General features: G+C 65.7%; 27 protein-coding genes and 1 tRNA gene. 18 read left to right on the top strand and 10 right to left on the bottom strand.

The window, feature by feature from the left end; all coding sequences use genetic code 11:
* The 5 genes from xdhB to ybaK are packed head-to-tail and all read left to right on the top strand — an operon-like array spanning position 1 to position 4,973.
* Positions 1-2,331, top strand: coding sequence for a xanthine dehydrogenase molybdopterin binding subunit (gene xdhB, locus FHR70_RS07940; RefSeq protein ID WP_183448913.1), 2,331 nt, complete (start codon positions 1-3; stop codon positions 2,329-2,331).
* On the top strand, positions 2,328-3,293 hold the full coding sequence (xdhC, locus tag FHR70_RS07935; RefSeq protein ID WP_183448911.1) for a xanthine dehydrogenase accessory protein XdhC: 966 nt from the start codon (positions 2,328-2,330) through the stop codon (positions 3,291-3,293). Before xdhB ends, xdhC begins: the two co-directional genes overlap by 4 nt.
* A 5-nt stretch (positions 3,294-3,298) precedes the next feature.
* Positions 3,299-3,784 carry a nucleoside deaminase gene (locus FHR70_RS07930; RefSeq protein ID WP_183448909.1) on the top strand — a complete coding sequence of 162 codons (486 nt, stop codon included), beginning with the start codon at positions 3,299-3,301 and terminating at the stop codon, positions 3,782-3,784.
* Between the two features lie 55 nt (positions 3,785-3,839).
* Positions 3,840-4,472: an urease accessory protein UreE gene (locus FHR70_RS07925; protein ID WP_183448907.1), complete on the top strand. Its 633-nt coding sequence runs from the start codon at positions 3,840-3,842 to the stop codon at positions 4,470-4,472.
* A 30-nt stretch (positions 4,473-4,502) separates the two neighbouring features.
* Complete coding sequence (gene ybaK / locus FHR70_RS07920) at positions 4,503-4,973, top strand: Cys-tRNA(Pro) deacylase (protein WP_183448905.1); 471 nt, start codon at positions 4,503-4,505, stop codon at positions 4,971-4,973.
* Positions 4,974-5,024: 51 nt separating this feature from the next.
* On the opposite strand, the gene FHR70_RS07915 is transcribed toward ybaK, so the two are convergent.
* Positions 5,025-5,327 (bottom strand): hypothetical protein, encoded by a 303-nt coding sequence (locus tag FHR70_RS07915; protein ID WP_343058755.1) that lies wholly within the window; start codon positions 5,325-5,327, stop codon positions 5,025-5,027.
* Positions 5,328-5,576: 249 nt separating this feature from the next.
* On the opposite strand from FHR70_RS07915, the gene dusA reads away from it, so the two are divergent.
* Complete coding sequence (dusA, locus tag FHR70_RS07910) at positions 5,577-6,581, top strand: tRNA dihydrouridine(20/20a) synthase DusA (protein WP_183448903.1); 1,005 nt, start codon at positions 5,577-5,579, stop codon at positions 6,579-6,581.
* Between the two features lie 74 nt (positions 6,582-6,655).
* On the opposite strand, the gene FHR70_RS07905 is transcribed toward dusA, so the two are convergent.
* Genes FHR70_RS07905 through cobS form a run of 3 tightly spaced genes read right to left on the bottom strand, consistent with a single transcriptional unit; the run spans position 6,656 to position 8,427 of the window.
* The gene (locus FHR70_RS07905; protein ID WP_183448901.1) at positions 6,656-7,360 is read right to left on the bottom strand and encodes a retropepsin-like aspartic protease family protein; all 705 of its coding nucleotides are present in this window, start codon (positions 7,358-7,360) and stop codon (positions 6,656-6,658) included.
* On the bottom strand, positions 7,360-7,575 hold the full coding sequence (locus FHR70_RS07900; protein WP_183448899.1) for a DUF1289 domain-containing protein: 216 nt from the start codon (positions 7,573-7,575) through the stop codon (positions 7,360-7,362). Before FHR70_RS07900 ends, FHR70_RS07905 begins: the two co-directional genes overlap by 1 nt.
* A gap of 15 nt (positions 7,576-7,590) precedes the next feature.
* Positions 7,591-8,427, bottom strand: coding sequence for an adenosylcobinamide-GDP ribazoletransferase (gene cobS / locus FHR70_RS07895; RefSeq protein ID WP_246407943.1), 837 nt, complete (start codon positions 8,425-8,427; stop codon positions 7,591-7,593).
* A gap of 78 nt (positions 8,428-8,505) precedes the next feature.
* Here cobS and cobT point away from each other — a divergent pair, with 78 nt between their 5' ends.
* Together cobT and FHR70_RS23925 are read left to right on the top strand one after the other, a co-directional pair.
* Positions 8,506-9,531: a nicotinate-nucleotide--dimethylbenzimidazole phosphoribosyltransferase gene (cobT, locus tag FHR70_RS07890; RefSeq protein ID WP_183448897.1), complete on the top strand. Its 1,026-nt coding sequence runs from the start codon at positions 8,506-8,508 to the stop codon at positions 9,529-9,531.
* On the top strand, positions 9,528-10,037 hold the full coding sequence (locus FHR70_RS23925) for a thermonuclease family protein (protein ID WP_183448895.1): 510 nt from the start codon (positions 9,528-9,530) through the stop codon (positions 10,035-10,037). Before cobT ends, FHR70_RS23925 begins: the two co-directional genes overlap by 4 nt.
* 2 nt (positions 10,038-10,039) lie before the next feature.
* On the opposite strand, the gene FHR70_RS07880 is transcribed toward FHR70_RS23925, so the two are convergent.
* Positions 10,040-10,621: a LysE family translocator gene (locus FHR70_RS07880; RefSeq protein ID WP_183448893.1), complete on the bottom strand. Its 582-nt coding sequence runs from the start codon at positions 10,619-10,621 to the stop codon at positions 10,040-10,042.
* Between the two features lie 86 nt (positions 10,622-10,707).
* Here FHR70_RS07880 and FHR70_RS07875 point away from each other — a divergent pair, with 86 nt between their 5' ends.
* From FHR70_RS07875 to FHR70_RS07860, 4 genes are all read left to right on the top strand, one after another.
* The gene (locus FHR70_RS07875) at positions 10,708-11,361 is read left to right on the top strand and encodes a uracil-DNA glycosylase family protein (RefSeq protein ID WP_425487857.1); all 654 of its coding nucleotides are present in this window, start codon (positions 10,708-10,710) and stop codon (positions 11,359-11,361) included.
* A complete protein-coding gene (locus tag FHR70_RS07870) occupies positions 11,362-12,153 on the top strand; it encodes an enoyl-CoA hydratase-related protein (protein WP_183448890.1) in 792 nt (263 codons plus the stop codon). It begins immediately after the preceding gene.
* A gap of 13 nt (positions 12,154-12,166) precedes the next feature.
* Positions 12,167-12,373 carry a hypothetical protein gene (locus tag FHR70_RS07865; protein WP_183448888.1) on the top strand — a complete coding sequence of 69 codons (207 nt, stop codon included), beginning with the start codon at positions 12,167-12,169 and terminating at the stop codon, positions 12,371-12,373.
* A 283-nt stretch (positions 12,374-12,656) separates the two neighbouring features.
* On the top strand, positions 12,657-15,068 hold the full coding sequence (locus FHR70_RS07860) for a caspase family protein (RefSeq protein WP_183448886.1): 2,412 nt from the start codon (positions 12,657-12,659) through the stop codon (positions 15,066-15,068).
* Between the two features lie 64 nt (positions 15,069-15,132).
* On the opposite strand, the gene FHR70_RS07855 is transcribed toward FHR70_RS07860, so the two are convergent.
* The 3 genes from FHR70_RS07855 to moaA form a co-directional block, all read right to left on the bottom strand.
* Positions 15,133-15,999 (bottom strand): NAD(P)-dependent oxidoreductase, encoded by an 867-nt coding sequence (locus FHR70_RS07855; protein ID WP_183448884.1) that lies wholly within the window; start codon positions 15,997-15,999, stop codon positions 15,133-15,135.
* Positions 16,000-16,059: 60 nt separating this feature from the next.
* The gene (locus tag FHR70_RS07850; RefSeq protein WP_183448882.1) at positions 16,060-16,860 is read right to left on the bottom strand and encodes a transporter substrate-binding domain-containing protein; all 801 of its coding nucleotides are present in this window, start codon (positions 16,858-16,860) and stop codon (positions 16,060-16,062) included.
* Positions 16,861-16,963: 103 nt separating this feature from the next.
* Entirely contained in the window at positions 16,964-18,001 is a 1,038-nt protein-coding gene (gene moaA / locus FHR70_RS07845; RefSeq protein ID WP_183450146.1) for a GTP 3',8-cyclase MoaA, read from the bottom strand.
* Between the two features lie 89 nt (positions 18,002-18,090).
* Between moaA and FHR70_RS07840 the strand changes: the two genes are divergently transcribed.
* Positions 18,091-18,459 (top strand): gamma-butyrobetaine hydroxylase family protein, encoded by a 369-nt coding sequence (locus tag FHR70_RS07840; RefSeq protein WP_183448880.1) that lies wholly within the window; start codon positions 18,091-18,093, stop codon positions 18,457-18,459.
* A gap of 135 nt (positions 18,460-18,594) precedes the next feature.
* On the opposite strand, the gene FHR70_RS07835 is transcribed toward FHR70_RS07840, so the two are convergent.
* Positions 18,595-19,179 (bottom strand): L,D-transpeptidase, encoded by a 585-nt coding sequence (locus FHR70_RS07835; RefSeq protein ID WP_183448878.1) that lies wholly within the window; start codon positions 19,177-19,179, stop codon positions 18,595-18,597.
* Positions 19,180-19,423: 244 nt separating this feature from the next.
* Here FHR70_RS07835 and FHR70_RS07830 point away from each other — a divergent pair.
* Positions 19,424-19,498: transfer RNA gene (locus tag FHR70_RS07830), tRNA-Val, on the top strand.
* A 67-nt stretch (positions 19,499-19,565) separates the two neighbouring features.
* Here FHR70_RS07830 and FHR70_RS07825 read toward each other — a convergent pair.
* On the bottom strand, positions 19,566-20,267 hold the full coding sequence (locus FHR70_RS07825) for an HAD family hydrolase (protein ID WP_183448876.1): 702 nt from the start codon (positions 20,265-20,267) through the stop codon (positions 19,566-19,568).
* A gap of 90 nt (positions 20,268-20,357) precedes the next feature.
* On the opposite strand from FHR70_RS07825, the gene FHR70_RS07820 reads away from it, so the two are divergent.
* From FHR70_RS07820 to FHR70_RS07805, 4 genes are all read left to right on the top strand, one after another.
* The gene (locus FHR70_RS07820) at positions 20,358-20,813 is read left to right on the top strand and encodes a hypothetical protein (protein ID WP_183448874.1); all 456 of its coding nucleotides are present in this window, start codon (positions 20,358-20,360) and stop codon (positions 20,811-20,813) included.
* A gap of 124 nt (positions 20,814-20,937) precedes the next feature.
* Positions 20,938-21,633 (top strand): ribose-5-phosphate isomerase RpiA, encoded by a 696-nt coding sequence (gene rpiA, locus FHR70_RS07815; RefSeq protein ID WP_183448872.1) that lies wholly within the window; start codon positions 20,938-20,940, stop codon positions 21,631-21,633.
* A 29-nt stretch (positions 21,634-21,662) separates the two neighbouring features.
* The gene (locus FHR70_RS07810; protein WP_183448870.1) at positions 21,663-22,163 is read left to right on the top strand and encodes a DUF2059 domain-containing protein; all 501 of its coding nucleotides are present in this window, start codon (positions 21,663-21,665) and stop codon (positions 22,161-22,163) included.
* Positions 22,164-22,372: 209 nt separating this feature from the next.
* A complete protein-coding gene (locus FHR70_RS07805) occupies positions 22,373-23,179 on the top strand; it encodes a GAF domain-containing protein (protein WP_183448868.1) in 807 nt (268 codons plus the stop codon).
* The last annotated feature ends 113 nt before the right edge of the window (positions 23,180-23,292 follow it).

The raw sequence follows: 23,292 nt of genomic DNA, 5'->3' as shown, positions 1-23,292 counted from the left end.
ATGAACGCACCCACCAAGCCCATGATGGACGCGGAAGCGTTCCGCCATGTCCGCAAACCCCTGCCGCACGATTCCGGTATCAAGCACGTCCAAGGGGTCGCGCAATATATCGACGATATCCGTGAGCCTGAGGGCACGCTGCATGTGGCCATCGGCCAGTCGCCGAAAGCACGCGGACGCCTGATCTCGCTCGATGTTGCCGCCGTGCGCGCCGTGCCCGGAGTCGTGGCGGTGCTCACGGCTGCGGACATCCCCGGCAAGAACGACGTGTCGCCGGCCTTCGGCGACGATCCGCTCTTCGTCGACACCGAGATCAGCTTCTTGGGACAGGCGCTCTTCGCCGTCATTGCCACGAGCCGCGACACCGCGCGTCGCGCCGTCAAGAAGGCCGTGATGGAGATCGAGGCCGAGACGCCGAGCATCACGGTCGAGGACGCCCTGGAACGCGGCGAGACCGTGCTGCCGGATTACGCCTATGGGCGTGGCGATCCGAACGCCGTCATTGCCCAGGCGCCGATGAGGCTGGAAGGCCAGTTCCGCGTCGGCGGGCAGGAGCATTTCTACCTCGAAGGCCAGGTGGCCATGGCGATCCCGGCCGAGGATGGCGATGTCCATGTCTATTCCTCGACCCAGCATCCCACCGAAGTGCAGCATGTGGTCGCCCGCGTGCTCGACATTCCCGATGCCTATGTGACCTGCGAGACGCGGCGCATGGGCGGCGGCTTCGGCGGAAAGGAAAGCCAGGCGACGCAATGGGCCGTGACCGCAGCATTGGCGGCGCGCATCACCGGGCGCCCATGCAAGCTGCGCCTCGACCGCGATGACGACTTCATCCTCACCGGCAAGCGTCACGACTTCCGCTGCGACTGGAATGTGGGCTTCGACCAGGAGGGCCGCATCCAGGGCTATGCGGTCGATCTGCTCGCCCGCTGCGGCTATTCGGCGGATCTCTCGGCCGGCGTGGTGGACCGGGCCATGTTCCATGCGGACAATGCCTATTGGATGCCCGCCGTTCACATCGCCTCGAAGCGGCTGAAAACCAACACGGTCTCCAACACGGCCTTTCGCGGCTTCGGCGGCCCGCAGGGCATGCTCGCCGTCGAGCACGTGATGGATCAGATCGCCTGGGCGACGGGGCGCGATCCGCTCGACGTGCGCTATGCCAATTTCTATCGGCCGGGTGAAAACGTCACGCCCTACGGCATGGAGGTGGAGGAGACCGACACCCTCGTCAACCTCGTGCGCACATTGGAAGAGACGTCGCACTATCGTGCGCGCCGCGAGGAGATCGTGGCCTTCAACGCGTCCTCGCCGATCATGAAGAGGGGCATCGCGCTGACGCCCGTGAAGTTCGGCATCAGCTTCACGCTTACGCATATGAACCAGGCGGGCGCCCTGGTGCACGTGTATCAGGACGGCTCCGTGCATCTGAACCATGGCGGCACCGAGATGGGGCAGGGGCTTTACATCAAGGTGGCCCAGGTGGTGGCGGAGGAATTCGGCATCGCCATGGAGCGCGTGCGCATCACCGCGACCACGACCGCGAAGGTGCCCAACACCTCGCCGACGGCGGCGTCCTCCGGTTCCGATCTCAACGGCATGGCGGCGAAGATCGCGGCGGGCGCAATCAAGCAGCGCATGATCGCTCACGCGTCCGAAGCCTACGGGGTGCCGGAGGAGCAGATCGAGTTCCGCGAAGACCGGGTGTTTATCGGCAACGAGAGCCTGTCCTTCGATGAACTCGCCAAGAAATGCATCGCGGCCCGCGTCCAACTCTCCGAGGCAGGGCATTACAAGACGCCGAAGATCACCTGGGACCGCGCCAAGGGAACGGGCAGGCCATTCTTCTATTTCGCCTATGGGGCGGCCTGTTCCGAAGTGGTCGTCGACACGCTCACCGGCGAGAACCGTCTGCTGCGCACTGACATCCTGCACGATGTCGGCCGCTCCCTGAACCCGGCCATCGACATCGGCCAGATCGAGGGCGGCTTCGTGCAGGGCATGGGCTGGCTCACCACGGAGGAACTGGTGTTCAGCAAGGAGGGGCATCTGCTCACGCACGCGCCCTCCACCTACAAGATCCCGGTCGCGTCCGACGTGCCTGCCGCCTTCAACGTGGCTCTCTTTCCCAACGCCAACCGGGAGGAGACGATCTACCGCTCCAAGGCCGTGGGCGAGCCGCCGATCATGCTGGCCAACAGCGTCTTCTGCGCGCTGGCCGATGCGATCCATGCGCTCGACCCGGAGAAGCCCGTGCCGCTCAACGCGCCCGCGACGCCCGAGGCAATCCTGCGCGCCTGCGAGGCCTTGCGGGGGAGGCCGATGGGGTGAGGGTCTGGCGCCAGCTTGCCGATTTCGTGCAGCGGCACGGAGCCGCAGCCCTCATCTCCGTGCATGACGTGAAAGGCTCCGCTCCCCGCGAGATCGGCGCTCGCATGGTCGTGCGGCCCGACGGTGCGTTTCACGGCACCATCGGGGGCGGGCAGCTCGAATTCCGCATGCTGGACATTGCCCGCGAGATGCTGGGCGCCGGCCGCGGTCCGGCCCGAATCGTCGATCAGGCGCTCGGGCCCGATCTCGGCCAGTGCTGCGGCGGGCGGGTGAAGATCCTGATCGAGACCTTCGACAGCCGGGATATGGTGGATCTCACGCCGCTCGTGAAAGCCGAGGCCGAGGGCCGTCTGTTCGAGCTTGAATGCCGGATGGAGGATGGCCGCGTGAGGCGCGACTTCGCCTCCGCGGTCGGCGACGATCGCTGGACCGGCTGGCGCGAGACCCACGGCGAGGTACGCACCCCCGTTCTCCTGTTCGGCGCCGGCCATGTGGGCCGTGCGTTGGTGTTGTCGCTCGCGCCGCTGCCGTTTGCCGTGCGCTGGCTCGACGATCGGGACGATGCCTTTCCGGCCCATCTGCCGCCGAATGCCAAGGCTGTCCGCATGTGGGACCCGGAGGCGGAGATCGCCGAGGCGAAGTCGGATTCCCTCATCCTGGTCATGACCCACGACCATCCCCTCGACATGGCGATCACCGCCGCGGCCCTGAAGCGGGACTTTCCCTATGTGGGTCTCATCGGCAGCGCCACGAAGCGGGCGCGCTTCGAGAAGCGGTTTCGGGAGCTCGGAATCCCTGAGGCGACGATCCGCTCCCTCGTCTGCCCCATCGGGCTGCCGGGCATCGGGGACAAGGACCCGGCGATCATCGCCGCCTCCGTGACCGCGCAGCTGCTGCAGGTGCGGGAGCACGGGCGGCTCAGTCAAAATTTCTCGCCTCCCGCGGCCTCGAACGATACATAAGCCTCATGAGCACCAATCGACTCGACGATCAGCGCCATCTGGCACGCGCCATCGAACTGTCCCGCGAGCATATGGAGGAGGGGGCCGGCGGCCCCTTCGGTGCCGTGATCGTGCGCGACGGCCGGGTTCTGGCCGAGGGCTGGAACCAGGTCACCTCGGCCAAGGATCCGACGGCCCATGCCGAGGTCACGGCGATCCGGCGCGCCTGCGAGGCCGTGGGAGACCACTCCCTGGAAGGCGCCACCCTTTATACGAGCTGCGAGCCGTGCCCCATGTGCCTGGCTTCGGCCTATTGGGCCCGCGTAGGCCGCATCGTCTATGCCAATACCCGGCAGGATGCGGCCGAGATAGGCTTCGACGACAGTATGATCTATGACGAGATCCCCAAGCCCGTCTCCGAGCGCCTCATCCCCATGGACCACCAGCCGAGCCTGGAAGCCAAGGCCGTGTTCGACGCCTGGGCGGACAAGCCGGACAAGATCGCCTATTAATATCCCGTCGCGCTTCCTATCTGAGCTTCACCCGATCACAGACCGAGACGAACCCATGCCCCGCGTCACCACCATTGTCCGCAAGCCCGCCGTCAAGGCCGACCGCGTCGTCGCTACGATCACCCTCGACCATGAGGCCCGTACTCGCCGCCAGGGAACGCTGAGGGCCGAGGGCGGAACCGACATCGTGCTCGATCTCGACATGGAAACCACCATCAACGACGGCGATGCCCTGAGGCTCGAAGACGGCCAGCTCATCCAGGTGAAGGCTGCGCCTGAGCCCCTGCTGGAGGTGAAGGCCGAGAACCCGTTGCGTCTAACGCGTCTCGCCTGGCATCTGGGCAGCAATCACGGCCTCGTCGAAGTCACGGGGGATGCCCTTTACATCGAGAACAGCCCGGCGCTGGCGGAACTGGCACGCGGCCAGGGCTGCACCGTGACTCCGGTGGAGCGCCCCTTCCGGCCGGAGCGCAGCACCCATGTGTGCGATCACGACCATGGGCATCACCACCATCATGGCCATGCTCACAGCCATAATGAGGGCCACGCCCATGCTCACACCCATGACCACGGGCATTCTCACGGTCACGATCATGCGCACGAGCACAAGCACGATCATGACCATCATCACGAGCATGGCCCCGGCTGCGGTTGCGGCCACCATCACGGGCACAAGCACGATCACTGATCGGCCCTGAATCTTTCATTCTTCACGACCATGTCCAAGACCACCCGCGCGACGCTGGCCCTGCAGCAGGCCGGCGTGTCCTTCACGGTGCATTCATACGATTACGACCCGAATGCCGACCGCATCGGCCTGCAGGCGGCCCAGGCCATGGGAGCCGATCCGTCGATCGTGCTCAAAACTCTGATGGTGCTGGTGGACAACAAGCCGGCCTGCGTGATCCTGCCCTCCGATCAGGAGGTGAACCTGAAGAAGCTCGCGGCCATCTTGGGCGGCAAGGCGGCCCAGATGATGAAGCCGGCGGATGCGGAGCGCATCACCGGCTATCACGTGGGCGGCATCAGCCCCTTCGGTCAGAAGAAGCGTGTGCCGACCGTGCTGGAGCAGTCGGCCTCTGAGCACGCAGAGGTCTTTATCAACGGAGGCCGGCGCGGCCTGCAGGTGAAGCTCGATCCTCGCGCGGCGGCCGAGGTGCTAGGCGCGAAGGTCGCGGGGGTGATCTAGCCAATCACAAATGATGCAGCGGAGAGGCTGTGCCTCTCCGCAGGAAACAGCTTACTTGCGCTGCGTCGTGGTGCCGGTGGAGTCCGTCGGCAGCTTCTTCTGCTGGCCGGGAGCATAGCTCGAAGCACCCTGGCCGGTCACGGAGCCGGTGGTGTCGTTCTGCATCTTCTGGCCAGGAGCGTAGCTCGAGGCGCCGGGGCTGGTCGTCGAACCCGTCGTGCTGTTCTGCATTTTCTGGCCGGGGGCATATTGCGACGCGCTGTTCGTGTTGGTGTTCGAAGACTGCGCATAGCTCGCCATCGGAAGCGCAGCGAAGAGGGCGGCGGCACAAGCAATTCCAAGTGTCTTCTTCACGTCTATGCTCCTATTGAGAGTGCATATCTTGGATGTGAAGAACGGATATTGAGATCTGTTGTTCCGGATTGAAAAATTATTAGTTTTTCCTATGATGAATGTATATTCATCTTTGTGAATACATTGTGAAGCTGACCAGGGGCTGTCCCTCTGGCATCAGCCAAACCCTATTTGCCTTGTGATGGCCATATCCATATGAAAAGGCCTGCTTCCGAACCGCCGACCTCCCGATCAACCGTTCTGCCGAAGATGACCCAAAAGTTCTTTACCGTGGCCCCCATGATGGATTGGACCGACCGGCATTGCCGGGCGTTCCATCGCGTCCTGTCGCGCCGGGCGCGGCTTTATACGGAGATGGTCACCACGGGGGCGGTCATTCACGGGCCGCGGGAGCGGCTGCTCGGCTTCAGCGACGTGGAGCATCCCGTGGCGGTGCAGCTGGGCGGGTCGGATCCGAAGGATCTGGCGGAAGCCGCCCGGATCTGCGTCGATTTCGGTTATGACGAGATCAATCTTAACGTGGGCTGCCCCTCCGACCGGGTGCAGAACGGCCGCTTCGGCGCCTGCCTGATGCAGGAGCCCGTGCTGGTGGGCGAGTGCGTGGCGGCCATGAAGGCCGCTGTCTCGTTGCCGGTGACGGTGAAGTGCCGGATCGGCGTGGACGATCAGGACACCGAGGAGGCTCTGAACCGTCTCACCGATTGCGTGGTGGCGGCCGGGTGCGACGAGCTGACGGTCCATGCCCGCAAGGCTTGGCTGCAAGGGTTGTCCCCGAAGGAAAACCGGGACATTCCACCCCTCGACTACCCGAGGGTCTATCGCCTGAAGCATGCGCGCCCGGATCTGCCGATCGCCATCAACGGCGGCATCAAGACAATGGCCGAGGTGCACGAGCACCTGAAGCATGTGGACGGCGTGATGCTCGGCCGCGTGGCCTATCACGAGCCCGAGATCCTGCTGGCCGTGGACCCTGAGCTTTACGGCGAAGCGGCCCCTGTCGCGGATGGCTTCGAGGCTGTTGCGGCTTACGAACCCTATGTTGCGGAGCAGCTTGCAAGGGGCGAGCGCCTGCACAACATCACACGTCACATGCTCGGCCTCTTCACCGGCCGCCCCGGCGCGCGCGCCTATCGCCGTCATCTGGCAACGGAGGCGGTGAAGCCGGGCGCAAACCTGCAGACGTTGCGTGATGCGGTGGCGCATGTGTCGCGGGAGACGGCGGCACTTGAGGCGCGGCTGGCAGCGGCGGAGTAGGCAGCACAGTGTCATCCCCGGCGGCCCGCAGGGCCGGGAATGACACTGAGGAGCACTGTTCGGTTAAAGGCGCGTCAGCCCGCGCTCTCTTTCGCCCGCAGGATCAGCCTGTTCCCCCGCACTTCATAAGAGCCCAGCCGTTCGAGAAAGCTCATCCCGAGCAGATTGGCGTGGAGCACGCCCGTGCGGGCGATGAGGGCGCGGACGTTGCGCTCCGTGATCGTCCCGACGGTCAGGCTCTCGATGACCACCGGGGCAGCCAGCGCTGCGCCGTTGGCGGTGGAGACTGGAATGGAGTAGTTCAGCGTCTCCGGCTTGAAGCCGAGCGCGACGGCATTCTCCGCCCGCAGCACCACGGTGCTGGCGCCCGTGTCGAAGATGAAGCGGGTCTCGCGGCCGTTCACCTCGCCCTGCACCAGGAAGCTTCCGTCCATGCGCCTTGCCGCCACCACCTCGCCCTCGGCCGTGGTCACGGTGCGGCCGACCGCGATGTCGCCGATGGCGCGGTCGATCACGGTCTGCAGTTCCTCGCGGGAGGCATAGGTCACGAGGAGCGCGATGAGAATGCCGCCGCTCACGGCAATGGACTGCACCCCATAGGTCCAGTGCCGCGCGAAGCCTTCCACGATGGAAGCCGCCATGAGAAGGGAGAGGCCGCTCAAGGCCAGCAGGCCCGCAGCCTCCATGGCGGAGAACTCGCCGATGGAATCTTCGGCGAAGAGCCCCACCAGGAGGGCGCCGATCAGAACAAGCAGGCCTGCCCCGCGAATGCCCGGCATCACTTCGCCTTGTCCGGTTCTGGCGTAAAGGGAGACTCAAGAGCGAAGGCTTGGCGCATGCGCTCCGGCAACGCGGCCATGATCTGCTGACGCTCCTCCTCGGTGATGCGGTACCAGCGGGTGATCTCCTCCCGCGTGCGGCCGCAGCCTTCGCAGAGGCCGGTTTCGGCATCGAGGGTGCAGACACGGATGCAGGGGCTGGAAACGCGGGTCATCTGCTTCTCATGTTGTTATGACCCGAGAACGGTCAAGAGGCCGATCAGCGCGGCGATCTCCGCCACCTGCTGCGCGGCACCCGCGATGTCGCCTGTCTGTCCGCCCAAGTGGCGGTCCGCAAAACGGGTGAGGGCAAGGCCCGAGAGGCCGGACAGCACCAGCATCAGGACAATGCCGGCAGCCGGCAGGCCGGCAATCATCCCCAGCATGACCGCAAGGATGGCGGCAATCCCGGCTGCCCGCCAGAAGGTCTTGCGGGCTGGCTGACCGACAGCCTGGGACATGCCGTCCCGACGGGCCGGGGCCAAGAACACCAGAGGCATCAGGCCCGCCGTTCGGGAGATTGAGGCGGTGATGAGGATCGCCGCCACCATGGCCCCATTGTCGATCCGCGTGGCGAGGGCCGCCAGAGCGCCGATCCGGAGCGCGAGCGCGAGGAACAGGGCCGAGGCGCCGAAGGAGCCGATCCGGCTGTCGCGCATGATCTCCAGGCGCTTCTCGCGGGTGGTGCCTCCGATGCTGTCGGCGGTGTCGGCAAGGCCGTCCTCGTGCAGGGCGCCGGTGGTCAGCACCATGGCAGCGACCGACAGGGTCGCGGCAAGCCAGGGGCCGAGATCGAGAATGAGGGCAAGGCCCAGCACGGCGGCCGGCATAAGGCCGAGCACGAGCCCCGCCACGGGAATCATGCGCAGAAGGCGCGGAAAGCTCGGCAGCGCATGGGCGTCCTGCTCCCACGGCAGGGCTGGCACCGGAAGCCGGGAATAGAAGCGAACGCAATGGGCTAGGTCGATAGCCGCCGCTTGCCCTGGGCTCATGGGCGCCGCCTCACCCGGTTCAATTTGCTCCGACATGCTTCACCCCGCGTGCATGGGCCGTTATAGGTCACGCCTCTTCGCGTTCTGCAATGCCCTTGCGGGCTGGAGCCCTCCATGTCTGATGCCGTGTCCTCACCTTTCGACGATATCCGCCGCCTGATCACGACCATGCCGGGTCCGGACGAGGCCGCCGTCGAGGCCGTGCGGATGCGCGACCGGCAGCTCACGAAGCCCGCCGGCAGCCTCGGCCGCCTGGAATGGATCGCCGAGTGGCTTGCCGCCTGGCAGGCCAAGCCCACGCCGAGTGTTGACCGACCCCTCGTCTGCGTGTTCGCGGCCAGCCACGGCGTGACCGCCAAGGGCGTGTCGGCGTTCCCCTCGGATGTTAATCGCCAGATGCTGGAGAACTTCGCGGCCGGTGGGGCGGCCATCAACCAGATCTGCGCCGCCTATGGCCTGGGCTTCAAGGTCTTCGATCTCGCCATCGACATGCCCACCGGCGACATCACCGAGGCCGACGCCATGGACGAGAAATCCTGCGTCGCCACCATGGCGTTCGGCATGGAGGCGATTGCCGGCGGCACGGATCTTCTGGCCATCGGCGAGATGGGCATCGGCAACACCACGGTCGCGGCGACGATCTACACGGCGCTTTACGGCGGCCCGGCTGAGCATTGGGTCGGGCGCGGCACCGGCGTGGATGACGAGGGCCTCCGGCGCAAGGTCGCGGCCGTCGAAGCGGCTATCGCCCACCATGGCGACAACCTGAAGGACCCGCTCGAGGTGCTGCGCCGCGTCGGCGGGCGCGAGATCGCCGCCATGGCGGGTGCCATTCTCGCCGCGCGTCTGCAGCGGATCCCGGTGGTGCTCGACGGCTATGTGGCGACGGCGGCCGCAGCCATTCTCCATGCCATCCATCCCTCGACCATCGATCACTGCATCGCCGGCCATCTCAGCGCCGAAGGGGCGCATCAGGATGTGCTCGGCCGCCTCGGCAAGATTCCCCTTCTGGCACTGGGCATGCGGCTCGGCGAAGGCTCCGGCGCGGCTTTGGCCGCCGGTCTCGTCAAGGCGGCGGCTGCGATCCATCGCGACATGGCCACCTTCGGGCAGGCGGGAGTGTCCGAGCGCCTGTCGTGAGACGCTTCCGTCGTCGCTCCGGACCGAGCGGCATCACCTCCCTGATCGCCGCGCTGGCGCTCGCCGGCGGGGCTGCTGTCGTGCTGAAACCCAATGATCGTAAGCTCGAAGGCCGGGCCCAGGTCACGGACGGCGACACGATCCGCATCGGCGATACGCGAATCCGCCTGAAAGGCATCGACGCGCCCGAGATGGAGCAGCGATGCTCGAAGGCCGGCCGCTCTTATGCCTGTGGCGAGACGGCTCGAAGGGCTCTCATCGATCTCGTTTCCGGCGAAAATATCCGCTGCCGCGCGGCCGGCCGCGACCGCTACCAGCGCATCCTCGCCCGCTGCACCGTGAACGGCAACGACATCGGCACGCAGATGGTGGAGAGCGGCTGGGCGGTCTCCTACGGGCGCGACTACGACGCCGAGGAGGCCCGCGCCCAGCAGCGCGGCGTAGGGCTCTGGGAGGGTGAGTTCGAGCGGCCGCAGGATTGGCGCAGGACCGAACGAGGCGGCTGACCTTAGCCGAGGGCTGCGGCGCCGAGCGAGGCCGAGAAGGTGAGCAGGACCAAGGCCGCGCCGCGCTGGATGACCTTCAGGCGGATGAAGAAGCCCGGCCGCGACAGGGTCGATCCGAAGCCGATCCAGGCGAGCGCAATGGGCACGATCACGGCCGCGAAGATGCTGATCGTTTGGAGGAAGACGGTGGGGGTCTGAAACGCCGCTTCGGGAAAGATCACGGCCGCGAACAGAGGCGCCTTCGGATTGATGAGCGTTGCGGTGAAGACGCGTCGGCGGCCGAAGCCCGATCCGCTCAGCGCCTCGTCCGCCTTGGACCACAGGCCCCAGGCGACCGCCACCAGATAGGCCGCGCAGGCGAGGCGAAGGGCCGGCGTCAGCCAGGGCAGGGCGGCCGAGGCCGGCTCCAGGAACAGGCCCCAGCCCGCAATGGCCAGCACGTAACCCAGCAGCTCTGCGGGGACGAGCGGCAGCGACCGCCGGAAGCCCGCCTGCGCGCCGGAGCTCGCCAGCAGCGTGTTGGTCGGCCCCGGCGTCGCCAGGATGGCGGCCACGGCCGGCACGAAGGTGAGGACGTCGATCATGGAACGCTTCTAAGCGTCGCCAGACAGACCCGCCTTGATCCGCCTCAATCCGCCGCGTCGCGAAAGACCTCATCCATTCCCACATGATGGGGATGAATCCCCAACCGAATTTCGACGATCTCGCCGCGCAGCTGCGGGCCTGCCGCATCTGCCGCGATGCGCCCCGTTACGGCAAGGCCCTGCCGCACGAGCCGCGCCCGATCGTCCAGGGCAGCGCCACCGCGCGCCTGTGCATCGCCAGCCAGGCGCCGGGCACGCGGGCGCATGCCAGCGGCGTCCCGTTCGACGACCGCTCGGGAACGCGCCTGCGCGACTGGCTCGGCATGGATAAAGCGACGTTCTACGATGCTTCGAAAGTCGCCATCGTGCCGATGGGCTCCTGCTTTCCGGGGCAGGACGCGAAGGGCGGCGATCTCGGGCCGCGCCGGGAATGCGCCGAGGCCTGGCGCCGGCCGCTGTTCGAGGCATTGCCGCAGCTCGATCTCGTCCTGCTGATCGGCCAGTATGCGCAGGCCTGGCATCTGGGCGACACCTTCAAGGACGGGCTCACCGAAACGGTGCGGCGCTGGCGCGACATCCTTAGGCATCCACAGAAGCCCCGCATCCTGCCCCTGCCGCATCCCTCCTGGCGCAACAACGGCTGGCTTAAGACTAATTCCTGGTTCGAGGCCGAGCTTTTGCCGGTTCTCCGCTCGGAGATCCGTACTATGTTCGAGCTCAATGACAAGGAGCCCGGATAGATGAGCCCGACGACCCTGCGCTGCACCGTCGATGGACCGGTCGCGACGATCACGCTGGCACGGCCCGACAAGATGAACGCGTTCAACGCCACCATGCATGCCGAGCTGCGCGACGCTCTCGATCAGTGCGAGAGCGACGACAAGGTGCGCGTGGTGGTGCTGACCGGGGAGGGGCGGGCGTTCTCGTCGGGCCAGGACCTGACGGTCGATCTCAAGCGCGACGAGCAGGGGCGCCTCGATCTCGGGCCGGCCCTGGAGCGGGACTACAACCCGCTGATCCTGAGGCTGTCCAATTACCCGAAGCCCGTCATCTCGGCCCTTAACGGCCCGGCCGTCGGGGCGTCCATGAACATTGCGCTCGCCTGCGACATCGTCGTGGCGGCCCGCTCCGCCTATCTGCAGGAAGCCTTCGCCAAGATCGGCCTGATTCCCGATGCCGGCGGCACCTGGATCCTGCCGCGCCTCATCGGTCCGAAGATGGCGCTCGCCCTGATGCTCAGCGCCGAATCCGTCCCGGCCGAGGAGGCGCAGCGCATGGGTCTCGTCTACAAGGTCTTCGAGGACGCCTCGTTCGCGGTCGATGTGGCGGCCTTCGCGGCCAAGCTCGCGTCCGGTCCTGGGCTCGCCTACCGCCTCACCAAGCAGGCGGTGGCGCAGAGTCTGACCAACGACCTTGAGGCGCAGCTCAAGCTGGAGGCGAAGCTGCAGAGCGAAGCAGGATCGAGCGACGATTTCATGGAGGGTGTTGCGGCCTTCCGCGAAAAGCGTGCGCCCCGGTTCCAGGGACGCTGAGGAGAACACGCTTATGCGCCCCACCTATTGGATCATCGGCCTTGCCACTTTAAGCATCGTGATCGGCCTGTTCATGTCCCGCGACCCTGAGCGCGCCGAGCGGCTCTCGCAGATGTACCGGGATGCGGCCTTCACCGGCGAGGCCCGGCAGATGGCCATCATGGGGCTTGCGGTCGCCATCGGCGCCTTCGTGGTCTATCTCACGATGACGCGGCGCTGAATTTGCTCATCTCATATCCGGTGAATCTTCCCTCCAGCCTCATCCTGAGGAGCAGACGCAGTCTGCGTCTCGAAGGATCGTCCAGAGATTGCTGGAGCCTCCTTCGAGACGGGCCTGCGGCCCTCCTCAGGATGAGGTCGGGTTTGTTGGTCCGCTGCTGAAGAATCCGAGCGAAGGCCTAGAGCTGGCCTGATTGTCCCCATTTGTTCACGGTGCATTCAACCGCCTTGGCCTTATTCTCCGGCAGGATCCCGCAGAAGCGGGTCGAAGAGGGGCCTCAACCGTGTTTTCCCTGAAACGTACCGTCGTTTTTGCCGCCCTTGTGTTGGTGGCCGCCATCGGTCAGGCCTCCGTCGCTCTGGCTCAGGATCGCCTCGCCCTCGTGGTCGGGCAGGGCGTCTATGAGGGGCGCACGCTCGCCACCGCGGCGAATGATGCGGGCCTCATCGCCCAGACGCTGACCAGTGCCGGGTTCGAGGTTGTGCAGGGCCGCGATCTCAATGCCAACGACCTGCGCAGCCTCGTCCGCGATTTCCTCGACAAGGTCGAGGATCTGGAGCCCGGCTCCACGGTGATGGTCTATCTGGCAGGCCACGGGGTCCAGCTCGAGGGCGACAACTATCTGCTCCCGGTCGATGCCCGCATCCAGCGCGACGCGGACATCGCCATCGAGGGGTTTCGCCTCTCCGATCTCGTTCGCTCCCTCGAGCAGAGCCCGGCCCGGGTGCGGGTGGTCGTCGCCGACATGGCGCGGGACTACCCGCTCGGCTCCACGGGCGAGCCCATCGCCAAGGGGCTGGCCCTGATCGAGCCGCCCTCAGGCTTCCTGATGGCCTTCTCGTCCGCCCCCAACATCGTCGCCACGGACGGGTCGGGCCCCTATGGACCCTATGCCACGGCGCTGGCCGAAATGATCCGCCAGCCGGGTTTGGCTTTGGACGAGGTTTTCGCCCGCACGCGCCTGCGGGTGCACGAGACCACGAACGGCCTGCAGATCCCCTGGCATTCGGCCAATCTGGGCAATGCCTCCTTTGCATTCTTCGAGCCGGCGGAATCCTCGGCCACGCCCCTCGTTCGTGAGGTGCGCCGCATCGAGGAGGTGCCGGCCGAGGAGGCCTATGCCATTGCGGTCGAGCACGACACGATCCAGTATTATCAGGCCTTCCTGCGCCGCTACCCCGATCATCAGCTCTCCCGTCGCGTGACGGCGCTCCTCGCCGCCCGCCGCGAGGCTGCCGTGTGGCGTCGGACCGTCACGCGCAACACGCGCGAGGCCTACTGGACCTATCTTCGTGCTTATCCGAACGGCCCGCACGCGCCGGATTGCCGGCGCAGGCTCGCGCGCCTCTCCGCGCCCTATGCACCGCCGGCCGTGTTCGAAGAGGTGGTCTACGAGGATCTTCCTCCGCCCCTTCCGGAAGTGGAGCGGATCGAGGTCGTCGAGGTGGTGACCATCATCCGCGAAGTGCCGCCCCCGCGCCTGCCAGCCTATTTCCTGCCGCGTTGGGAGGATGACGAGGACTTCATCACCATCATCCGTGAACCGCCGCCGCCGCCGATCATGGCCGGCATCCTGCCGATCCCCTATGCGATTCCCGTACCGTATCGGGCCCGCCCGCCGCGGTATTTCTATCAGCCGATCGCTCCGAGAACTCCAAGAGGTCCTGTCGCCATTCCGGTGCGGGCTCCCTACGTGTTCGATCGCGCCGATGAGCCCCTGCCGCGGCCGCGCCGCAACCTGCGCCGCGAGGAGCCCCGCGTGCCGAGGCAGCCCGGTCTTGCCGCTCCCATCGAGCCGATCCCGGTTTCGGTTGAGCCTCGGAAACCCCGCGAGGGCAGGGATGTCCGTCCCGGTGAGGCTCCGCGTGTGCGCCCCGGCCGCATTCCCTCGCGTCCAATCCCGCTGATCGGCGACGGGCAGGAACGTCCGCGCCCCGACCGGGACCGCAGCCCGCGCTCCGTCGAACAGGATCGCAATCAGCGCGACATCCGGCCCGAGGCGCCTGTCCGCGATGCCGTGCGCCCGCGGAACCCGAGGCTCGATGGGGAGGAGATTCTTCCGCGCGGGCCAAGGCCGGACCGCCCGCGGATCGAGATCGAGCGCGAGCGTCCCGATCGGGACAGGGCTGCCCGTGAGCCCGAGCGTCGGGATCCGCGCAACCGACCGGACAGGAGGCCCGATCCGGAGCGGATCGAGCGGGCGCCGGTGGTCGGGCTGCCTCAGATCGAGGAGCGCCGCCAGCGTCGTGACGACGATGAGGCGCCCCGTCGGCGCGTCGACCGGCCCGAATCCATCGAGAGGTTCGACCGGGAGGAGAAGCCTGCTCGCCCGGCACGGCCCGCTCTGCGCGAAGAGCGGCGTCCGGATCGTCCATCCCGTGGCGTTGAACCTCGGGAGATCGAACGACCCGAGAGGCGCGCCCGCCCTCTCTTCGAGGAACGTCCCGCGCCACGCCGGGTCGAGCGGCCTGAGGCGCCCGCGTTCCAGCCGAGGCCGATGCCCCGCATGGAGGCTCCCGCGCGGATGGAGCGGGCCGTCCGCGAGCCGCCAAGAGGCGTCGACCAGCCTCGCCCCGGACGTGAGATGGAAAGGCCCTCGCGCGACCGGCCTTCCTTCGACGCGCCAAGACGGCAGGGTGGCGAGGGTCGCGCCCAACGCTGCCTGCCCGGACGCCCCTGTCCGCAGGAGCGCTGACCCAAGACAGCAAAACGCCGGAGCTTTTGGCTCCGGCGTTTTGTTTGGGAGATGAGTCTGCGGCCTACTTGTCGAGCCGGGCGATCAGGCTCGACGTGTCCCAGCGGTTGCCGCCCATCTTCTGGACCTCCGCATAGAACTGATCGACGATGGCCGTGACCGGCAGGCTGGCGCCGTTCTTGCGCGCCTCGCCCAGCACGATGGACAGGTCCTTGCGCATCCAGTCGACCGCGAAGCCGAAGTCGAACTTGCCCTGATTCATGGTCTTGCCGCGGTTCTCCATCTGCCAGGAGCCGGCGGCGCCCTTCGAGATCACCTCAAGCACCGCCTCGATATCGAGGCCGGCCCTCTTGCCGAAGTGGATGCCCTCGGCCAGTCCCTGCACGAGGCCGGCGATGCAGATCTGGTTGATCATCTTGGTCAGCTGGCCGGAGCCGGTGGGGCCCAGCAGCCGGCACGCGCGAGCAAAGCTCATGATCACCGGCTCAGCCTTGGCATAAACATCCTCATCGCCGCCACACATCACGGTGAGAACGCCGTTCTCCGCGCCCGCCTGGCCGCCCGAGACCGGAGCGTCGATGAAGGCGAAGCCCTTCTCCTGGGCGGCGGCGTAGAGCTCGCGTGCCACCTCGGCCGAGGCGGTGGTGTGGTCGACGAAGATGGTGCCCTTGCCCATGCCCTGGAAGGCGCCGTCGGGTCCGAGCGTCACCTGGCGCAGGTCGTCGTCGTTGCCGACGCAGGCGAAGACGATCTCCTGGCCCTCGGCCGCCTCACGCGGGGTCCTGGCGGCGCGGCCGCCGTTCTCCGACACCCACTTGTCCGCCTTCGCGCCCGAGCGGTTGTAGACCGTCACCTCGTGACCCTTGTCCTTGAGATGGCGTGCCATGGGGTAGCCCATTACGCCAAGTCCGAGGAATGCAACCTTCGCCATCGTTCGCTCCCTGAATCCTGTTTCGGTTCTAGGAAGGGAAGAGCCCAGGGTCAAACGGCACTACTTGATATCGAAGGAAAAATATTTGGCCCGGATCTGGTCGTAGGTGCCGTTGGCCTGCACCTCGGCGATGGCGCGGTTGAACTGCTCGCGCAGAGCCGTGTCCTCCTTGCGCAGGCCGACCCCGTAGGATTGATGCCGATAGGCCGGCTCCTTCGGCGTGTCGCCGAGGATCTGGCAGCAGCTGCCCTCGCGGCTTGCCAGGAACCGGGTCAGCAGACGCTTGTCGCCGAAGACCGCATCGAGGCGCCCGACCAGGAGGTCGAGATTGGCCTCGTCGGGCTTCGCATAGACCTCGATCTGCGAGTCCCTGTAGAACTCCCTGAGATAGGTTTCGTGGTCGCTGCGGTCCGTCGTGCCGATCGTCTTGCCGGCGAGTGCCGCCGGCGACACCTCGCCGGGAGCGGTCTCCTTAGAGCCGATGAAGATCGCCGGGACGCGGTAATAGGGATCGGAGAAGGCGATCCGCTTTCTGCGCCGCTCCGTAATCTCCACCGACGACATGATGGCATCGTAGTCCCGGTCCAGGAGGCCGCGGACGAGGCCGTCCCACTCGCGCTGGACGAGCTCGCACTGGACCTTCATGGCCTCGCACAGGCTCTTGAGGAGATCGACCTCGAAGCCCTGCAATTCGTTGCTGGGATCGATGAAGTTGAAGGGCGGGTAGGCACCCTCGATGGCGACGCGGATCACCGGCTGGGTTGCGGGAGCCTGCGCCTGCGACAGGCATGGGCCCATACCCAGCCCGAGCAGCAGCCCGGCAGCAATCGCCAGTCTTCGTCCAAACCTCGATATGGTCACGCGGCAGCCCAGCCCAAATGGTCGAGCTCGATATCACTTGAAAATACTGAACAGTCAAATGACAGGCTGTCTCAGTACTTGTCGGCAGCAGTAGAAACGCAGTTTAACCGCCCGTGACGCTCATGTGGCGGCTGAGCGCCGGGCGGGCATGGCGACGGTCGATGATGAAGTCGTGCCCCTTGGGCTTACGGGCAATCGCATCGACGATGGCGCGGTCGAGCAGGTCGTTGCTCTCGGAGGCGCGCACCGGCGCCCGGAGGTCGGCGGCATCCTCCTGGCCGAGGCACATGAAGAGCTGGCCGGTGCAGGTCACCCGCACCCGGTTGCAGCTTTCGCAGAAATTGTGGGTCATCGGCGTGATGAAGCCGAGCCGCCCGCCGGTCTCCTTCACGCGCACATAGCGGGCAGGCCCGCCCGTGCGGTCGTCGAGGTCCTCCAACGTGTAGCGGGCGGCAAGGCGGGCTCGGACCATGGACAGGGGCAGGAACTGGTCGATGCGCTGGCCGTCGATCTCGCCCAGCGGCATCACCTCGATCAGCGTCAGGTCCATCCCGCGGCCATGCGCCCATTCGAGCAGGGTTTCCAGCTCGTCCTCGTTCACGCCCTTCAGCGCAACGGCGTTGATCTTGACCTGCAGCCCTGCCGCTTGAGCGGCATCGAGCCCATGCATCACCTTGGCGAGATCCCCCCAGCGGGTGATGGCGCGGAACTTGTCCGGGTCGAGGGTGTCGAGGGAAACGTTGATACGCCTGACGCCGCAGGCCACGAGATCCTTCGCGTGGCGGGCAAGCTGCGAGCCGTTGGTGGTGACCGTCAGCTCGTCGAGAGCGCCTGAATCCAGGTGGCGGGAGAGGGAGCCGAAGAGGGTCATGATGTCCCGGCGCACCAGGGGCTCGCCGCCGGTGATCCGCAGCTTGCGCACGCCCCGGGCCACGAAGGCGGAGCAGATGCGGTCGAGCTCCTCCAGGGTCAGCAGGTCGCGCTTGGGCAGGAATGCCATGTCCTCGGACATGCAATAAACGCAGCGAAAGTCGCAACGGTCCGTCACCGAGACGCGCAGATACGTGATGGCCCGGCCGAACGGGTCCATCAGGGAATGACTGATCTCGGAAGTCTCAAGCTGAGCCGGGATGGCTCTCATGGTGGAAACGCTCTCGCTCACTGGAATCTTGCTTCAACCCGCATCATCAAGCACGTAGCGTCAATTGCAACCGGGAAAAGGGTGAGATCATGGCATCTGAGCGCTGGCCGACAGAACTTCGCCTGTCCAAGGACAAGCGCAGCCTGCATGTCGCCTTCGAGGACGGCGCGGCTTTCGACCTGCAGGCCGAGTACCTGCGGGTGTCGAGCCCTTCGGCCGAGGTGCAGGGGCACAGTCCCGCCGAGCGAAAGACGGTGCCGGGCAAGCGCGAGGTGACGATCATCGGCGTGGAGCCTGTGGGCAACTATGCCGTGAAGCTGGTCTTCGACGACCTGCACGATACCGGGATCTACGGCTGGGACTATCTCTATCGGCTTGGGGCAGAGCAGGGAGAGAAGTGGCAGGCTTATCTCGACGAGCTTGCTGCCAAGGGCTTGTCGCGGGATCGGGGGCGGTAGGAGTCTTGAGACTTCTCGTTCCCTCCTCGTCATCCCCGGGCTTGTTCCGGGGATCTACGTCTTCAGGTCTCTCAAACGTGGATGGCCGGGACAAGCCCGGCCATGACGCGTCCAATTCCTGTACTTAAGAAAGATTTACCGAAGAACCACGACCCGGGCGCCGACCTTGGCGCGGTTGTAGAGGTCGGTCACGTCCTCGTTGGTCATGCGGATGCAGCCCGAGGAGACGGCCTCGCCGATGGTCTCCGGCTCGTTCGAGCCGTGGATGCGGTAGATGGTGCTGCCGATATAGAGGGCGCGGGCGCCGAGCGGATTGTCCGGGCCGCCCTTCATGTAGCGGGGCAGGTCGGGGCGACGCTTGAGCATGGCTGCCGGAGGGCGCCAGTCCGGCCATTCGCGCTTCATGGTGACGGAATGGGTGCCCGACCAGGTGAAACCCGGACGGCCGACGCCGACGCCGTACTGGACGGCTTGGCCGTTGCCCAGCACGTACCACAGGCGGCGCTCGCTGGTGGAGACCACGATGGTGCCCGGCGCATAGCGGCCGTCGAAGGTCACGATCTGCCGCGGCACGGCGGAAGCCTGCGCCCGGTATGTCTCCTCAGCACTGTAGAGCGGCTGGCGGGTGAGCGGATCGATAGCCGTAAATGCCGCAGCCGGCGTCGCGAGCGCGACGAAGGCGCAAGCAAACCCACTGAGAGCAGCGCGAGTGCGTCCCATAATTGCCTCGGTTTGAACATGTTGATGGCGGGTATGTGATTGCACAACGCAACAGCCCCGCTTCGGATCCATGGATTATCAGGGTTCTGCTATAAAATCCTAGCGTGATTTGTCACAATCTCGCCATGTCGTAACCGAGTGGTTAAAGTCAGGCTGCCACAATTCGTGGTGCAAAATACTTGCCGGCTTGGCAGCTTCTTTGGCTTGACGCAGGGGGTTCTGCGCCTTTAGAAGGCCCTTGTCAGGGCGCGTAGCTCAGCGGGAGAGCATTCGCTTCACACGCGAAGGGTCACAGGTTCAATCCCTGTCGCGCCCACCATTCCTTCCTGACAGACAAGCTTCACAAGTTCGTGTGCACTGCGTGCACACGCGCCGGCATGCGCGTATCAGGCCGCGAGCGGCCTCATCAGGCGCTGGATGGCAGGAAACAGCTCGTCGAAATGCTTGATCACGAGGTCCGGCTCCAGTCGTTGGACCGGTACGTCCGTATAGCCGAAGGGCACGGCAATCACCGGAATGCCGGCATTCTTCGCCGTCACGATGTCGGTGCGCGAATCCCCGATCATCACGGCGCGGCTCGGGTGGCCGCCCGCCCGCTCGATGGTGAGCGTCAGGTGGCGCGGGTCGGGCTTGAAGTAGCGGAAGGTGTCGCGGCCGCAATTGGCCGCGAAGCGATGGCCGACCCCGAGCTCCTGCAGGAGCTTCACCGAATGCTCCTCGACCTTGTTGGTGCAGACAGCCAGGATGAACCCTGCATCCTCGAGCCGGTCGAGCGCCTCGGCCACCCCAGGATAGAGCCGTGTCCGGACGCAGATGTTCTCCCCGTAATGAACCATGAACTGCCGGAACAGCTCGTCGAGATAATCCGGCGTCAGCTCCTTGCCGGCCGCCTCGAATCCGCGCTGGATCAGCGCACGGGCGCCCGCGCCGATCATGTCGCGGGCCTTCCGGACGGGCAGGGACGCCAATCCCTCGCGCTCGAGGATCACGTTCAGGGTTCCGACGAGGTCGCCGGCCGTGTCTGCCAGGGTTCCATCGAGGTCGAAGACGGCGATGGGCGAGACATTGTGCGGGGTATCAATGGCCATGAAGGTCGGCTACCTGCTGCGGGCAAGGGAATCAAGCATGGGGATGATAAGGTCCTAAGGTTGATTCGTTCTTACCGAATGGAGTGTTGAATGCGGCCCTTTGGTACCGCGGCGTTGATTTTTGCAGCCATGGCGCTGGGGGGCTTCTCCGGCCACGCCCTGGCTGCATCGTATGATTTCGTTCCCGCCCCTCAGACCGACCTGAACCGTATTTATAGGATCGATCGGATCACCGGCGAGGTCAGCTCCTGCCAGTATGGTCTCCAGGAAGGCACAATTGGGGTGACCTTGTGCTTCAGCGCGGGCGAGGGTGCCGGCCCCCAGGCTCCGGGCGAGTACGGACTGGTCGCCTCCCGCCACGAGCGGGAAGGGGGCGTGTTCCGGGTCAATTACCGGACCGGCCAGATGAGCATCTGCTACGTGTTCGACGAGCGGGTGGTGTGCACTCCGCAGACCACGCCGTCGCCGGCGACCTCCTCGGCGGCCGCCCCGGTGTCGACCCCCAGTGTCAGCCCAGGCACGGGAGCCTCGCCGCAGCGTCCCTGAGGCCCTGCGGGGGTCTCAGGCACAAGCCATCCATGAAACGTTCTTTCTTCCAGGCGCTCCGGCATGCTAGAGGCGGGTCATACGGCCATCCGGCCGGACGCCTCCCTGATTTCAGAGGTTATCCGTGAGCGACACTCTCAAGCGCGCAGCAGCCGAACGGGCCGCCCAGCTCGTCACCGACGGAATGAGGCTTGGGCTTGGTACCGGCTCGACCGCGGCGCATTTCGTCGCGGCCGTCGGCGAGCGCGTCCGGGGCGGGCTGAAGGTCGTGGGCGTGCCCACCTCCGAGGCGACCCGCGAGCAGGCCCAGCGCGAGGGCATTCCCCTGACGAGCCTCGATGAAACGCCGGACCTCGACCTGACGGTCGATGGGGCCGACGAGCTCGACAACGACCTGCGCCTCGTCAAGGGCGGCGGCGGCGCGCTGCTGCGGGAGAAGATCGTGGCTTCTGCCAGCCAGCGCATGATCGTCATCGCCGACGGGTCGAAGCTCGTCACGAAGCTCGGACGCTTCCCGCTCCCCATCGAGGTGGTGCCCTTCGGCCTCACGGCCACGGAGCGCGCCATCGTCCGACTGCTGGATTCCCTGTCCATGACCGGCGAGCTGCGCCTCCGGCGTGCCGCCGACGGCGCGCCCTACGTGACGGATGGCGGCCATTTCATTCTCGATGCGCATCTCGAGCGCATCGACAAGCCGAACGTGCTTGCCTCGACGCTGAACAACATTCCCGGCGTCGTCGAGCACGGTCTTTTCCTGGGCCTGGCCACCGGCGCGATCCTCGCCACCGCTGACGGGCTCGTCGAACTCGGTCAGCTCTGACCAGAACCATGACGAATGGAGCCATCCTGATGATCCGTACCGCCTCCCGACTGGCTGCGACCTCCGTCGCGCTGTTCATGCTCGCCAGCCCGGCCTTCGCCCAGGCGCAGCCGAGCGCCAGCCACATGGCTCTCGCGCGCGAAGTCGCCATCAGCTCCGGCATGACCCGCTCTTTTGATGCCATGGTCGAGCCGTTCCTCGAGCAGCTGCAGCAGATGAACGTGACCCGCCCGGAGATCAAGCAGGACCTCGATCAGGTCGTCGCCCAGATCCGTCCCGAGCTCGATAAGGAAAAGCTGAAGATGGTCGACAATGCGGCCCGGGCTTTCGCCAGCCGCATGACCGAGGCCGAGCTGAAGACGATCTCCGACTTCTACAAGTCTCCGGCTGGCAAGAAGTACGTGGAGACCCAGCCGGGCATCCTCGACGACGTGGTTCGGGATCTCGCGACCTGGACGCAGCAGACCGCTCAGTTCGTCATGAGCCGCGCCCGCGAGGAAATGGGCAAGCGCGGTCACCAGCTGCAGTAATGCGAGAGCGCCGTCCGCTTCACCACGGAAAGGCTCGGGCAACCGAGCCTTTGTATTGTCGAGGCTCAACCTCAGGATTGTTCTAGATAGATTGAGGCGTGAGACGAAGCTTCATCAGGCGCCAGTCGGCGGCGACCCTGCCTGACAGTAACGAAGCCTTCGCCGATCATGCCGTCATCCTGCCCCAGGGCAGGACCAGGGGACGTTTCATGGCAAGTCTTTTCCCCCCGAATGAAGTGGAGCGTCTCGCTGCCCTCCGGAAGCTCGGCATCGTCGATGCCCCGGCCTCTCCCTCCTTGGACCGTATCTGCCGCGTGGCTCAGCAGCTGTTCAACGTTCCGATTGCTGCCGTGACCTTCCTCGACGACACGCATCAATGGCTCAAGGCCACCATCGGGATTCCCGACCTCAAGGTCACGGCGCGCGAGCACTCCTTCTGCCAGTATACGATCATGCATGACGAGGTTTTTGTCGTGCCTGATGCAAGAGCCGATCAGACCTTCGCGGCCAATCCTTACGTGACAGGCGAGCCTGGTATTCGGTTCTATGCCGGCGCACCTCTGACGACAGGGCCTGGAATACGGCTCGGATCCTTGTGTTTGATCGATACCGAACCGCGGGAGTTCCACCCGGATCAGGCGGCTGTTCTCGCCGGCCTTGGAAGGCTGGTCGTCGACGAGTTGTGGCTCCATCATCTTGAACAGGCAGGCCTGGCCAAGGTGAGCTCGGAATCTGCGCCCGCAGGCGAGAGGCCTCTCGCGTTCGACCTTGCAGCTCCCCTCACGAGCGAGCAGATTCGCGCCGGGCGCGCCTTGCTCAACTGGTCCGTGCGTGAACTCGCCGACGCCTCGGGCATCTCAGCAACAACGATCAAGCGCATTGAGGCTCAGGGCAGTGATAGCGTGCGGAAGGCGAGTATCGAGGCCATCAGACGAACCATGGAAACCCATGGAATTGAGTTCACAATCTCGCCTGGCGCAAAGGTCGGGTTGAGCATCGAGCTGAAATGCAAGTAGTCATTTGCATCTTTGCCAATGAAAACGGGACCGTTTCTCTGTGTCACCGCTACTCCCTTTAACAGACCGTTAGGAGTTGATGGCCAAATTGGCGCCAGTTCAGGTTCGGGCCT

The sequence above is a fragment of the Microvirga lupini genome (assembly GCF_014191055.1).
Classification (GTDB): domain Bacteria; phylum Pseudomonadota; class Alphaproteobacteria; order Rhizobiales; family Beijerinckiaceae; genus Microvirga; species Microvirga lupini_A.
This window is presented reverse-complemented; position numbering and strand designations above follow the sequence as displayed.

Coding starts and splice junctions, on each gene's coding strand:
- xdhB (WP_183448913.1), top strand. CDS start 1: ATGAACGCACCCACCAAGCCCATGATGGACGCGGAAGCGTTCCGCCAT.
- FHR70_RS07930 (WP_183448909.1), top strand. CDS start 3,299: ATGAGCACCAATCGACTCGACGATCAGCGCCATCTGGCACGCGCCATC.
- FHR70_RS07925 (WP_183448907.1), top strand. CDS start 3,840: ATGCCCCGCGTCACCACCATTGTCCGCAAGCCCGCCGTCAAGGCCGAC.
- ybaK (WP_183448905.1), top strand. CDS start 4,503: ATGTCCAAGACCACCCGCGCGACGCTGGCCCTGCAGCAGGCCGGCGTG.
- dusA (WP_183448903.1), top strand. CDS start 5,577: ATGACCCAAAAGTTCTTTACCGTGGCCCCCATGATGGATTGGACCGAC.
- FHR70_RS07905 (WP_183448901.1), bottom strand. CDS start 7,360: ATGCCGGGCATTCGCGGGGCAGGCCTGCTTGTTCTGATCGGCGCCCTC.
- FHR70_RS07900 (WP_183448899.1), bottom strand. CDS start 7,575: ATGACCCGCGTTTCCAGCCCCTGCATCCGTGTCTGCACCCTCGATGCC.
- cobS (WP_246407943.1), bottom strand. CDS start 8,427: ATGTCGGAGCAAATTGAACCGGGTGAGGCGGCGCCCATGAGCCCAGGG.
- cobT (WP_183448897.1), top strand. CDS start 8,506: ATGTCTGATGCCGTGTCCTCACCTTTCGACGATATCCGCCGCCTGATC.
- FHR70_RS07880 (WP_183448893.1), bottom strand. CDS start 10,621: ATGATCGACGTCCTCACCTTCGTGCCGGCCGTGGCCGCCATCCTGGCG.
- FHR70_RS07875 (WP_425487857.1), top strand. CDS start 10,708: ATGGGGATGAATCCCCAACCGAATTTCGACGATCTCGCCGCGCAGCTG.
- FHR70_RS07870 (WP_183448890.1), top strand. CDS start 11,362: ATGAGCCCGACGACCCTGCGCTGCACCGTCGATGGACCGGTCGCGACG.
- FHR70_RS07865 (WP_183448888.1), top strand. CDS start 12,167: ATGCGCCCCACCTATTGGATCATCGGCCTTGCCACTTTAAGCATCGTG.
- FHR70_RS07855 (WP_183448884.1), bottom strand. CDS start 15,999: ATGGCGAAGGTTGCATTCCTCGGACTTGGCGTAATGGGCTACCCCATG.
- moaA (WP_183450146.1), bottom strand. CDS start 18,001: ATGAGAGCCATCCCGGCTCAGCTTGAGACTTCCGAGATCAGTCATTCC.
- FHR70_RS07840 (WP_183448880.1), top strand. CDS start 18,091: ATGGCATCTGAGCGCTGGCCGACAGAACTTCGCCTGTCCAAGGACAAG.
- FHR70_RS07835 (WP_183448878.1), bottom strand. CDS start 19,179: ATGGGACGCACTCGCGCTGCTCTCAGTGGGTTTGCTTGCGCCTTCGTC.
- FHR70_RS07825 (WP_183448876.1), bottom strand. CDS start 20,267: ATGGCCATTGATACCCCGCACAATGTCTCGCCCATCGCCGTCTTCGAC.
- FHR70_RS07820 (WP_183448874.1), top strand. CDS start 20,358: ATGCGGCCCTTTGGTACCGCGGCGTTGATTTTTGCAGCCATGGCGCTG.
- FHR70_RS07810 (WP_183448870.1), top strand. CDS start 21,663: ATGATCCGTACCGCCTCCCGACTGGCTGCGACCTCCGTCGCGCTGTTC.
- FHR70_RS07805 (WP_183448868.1), top strand. CDS start 22,373: ATGGCAAGTCTTTTCCCCCCGAATGAAGTGGAGCGTCTCGCTGCCCTC.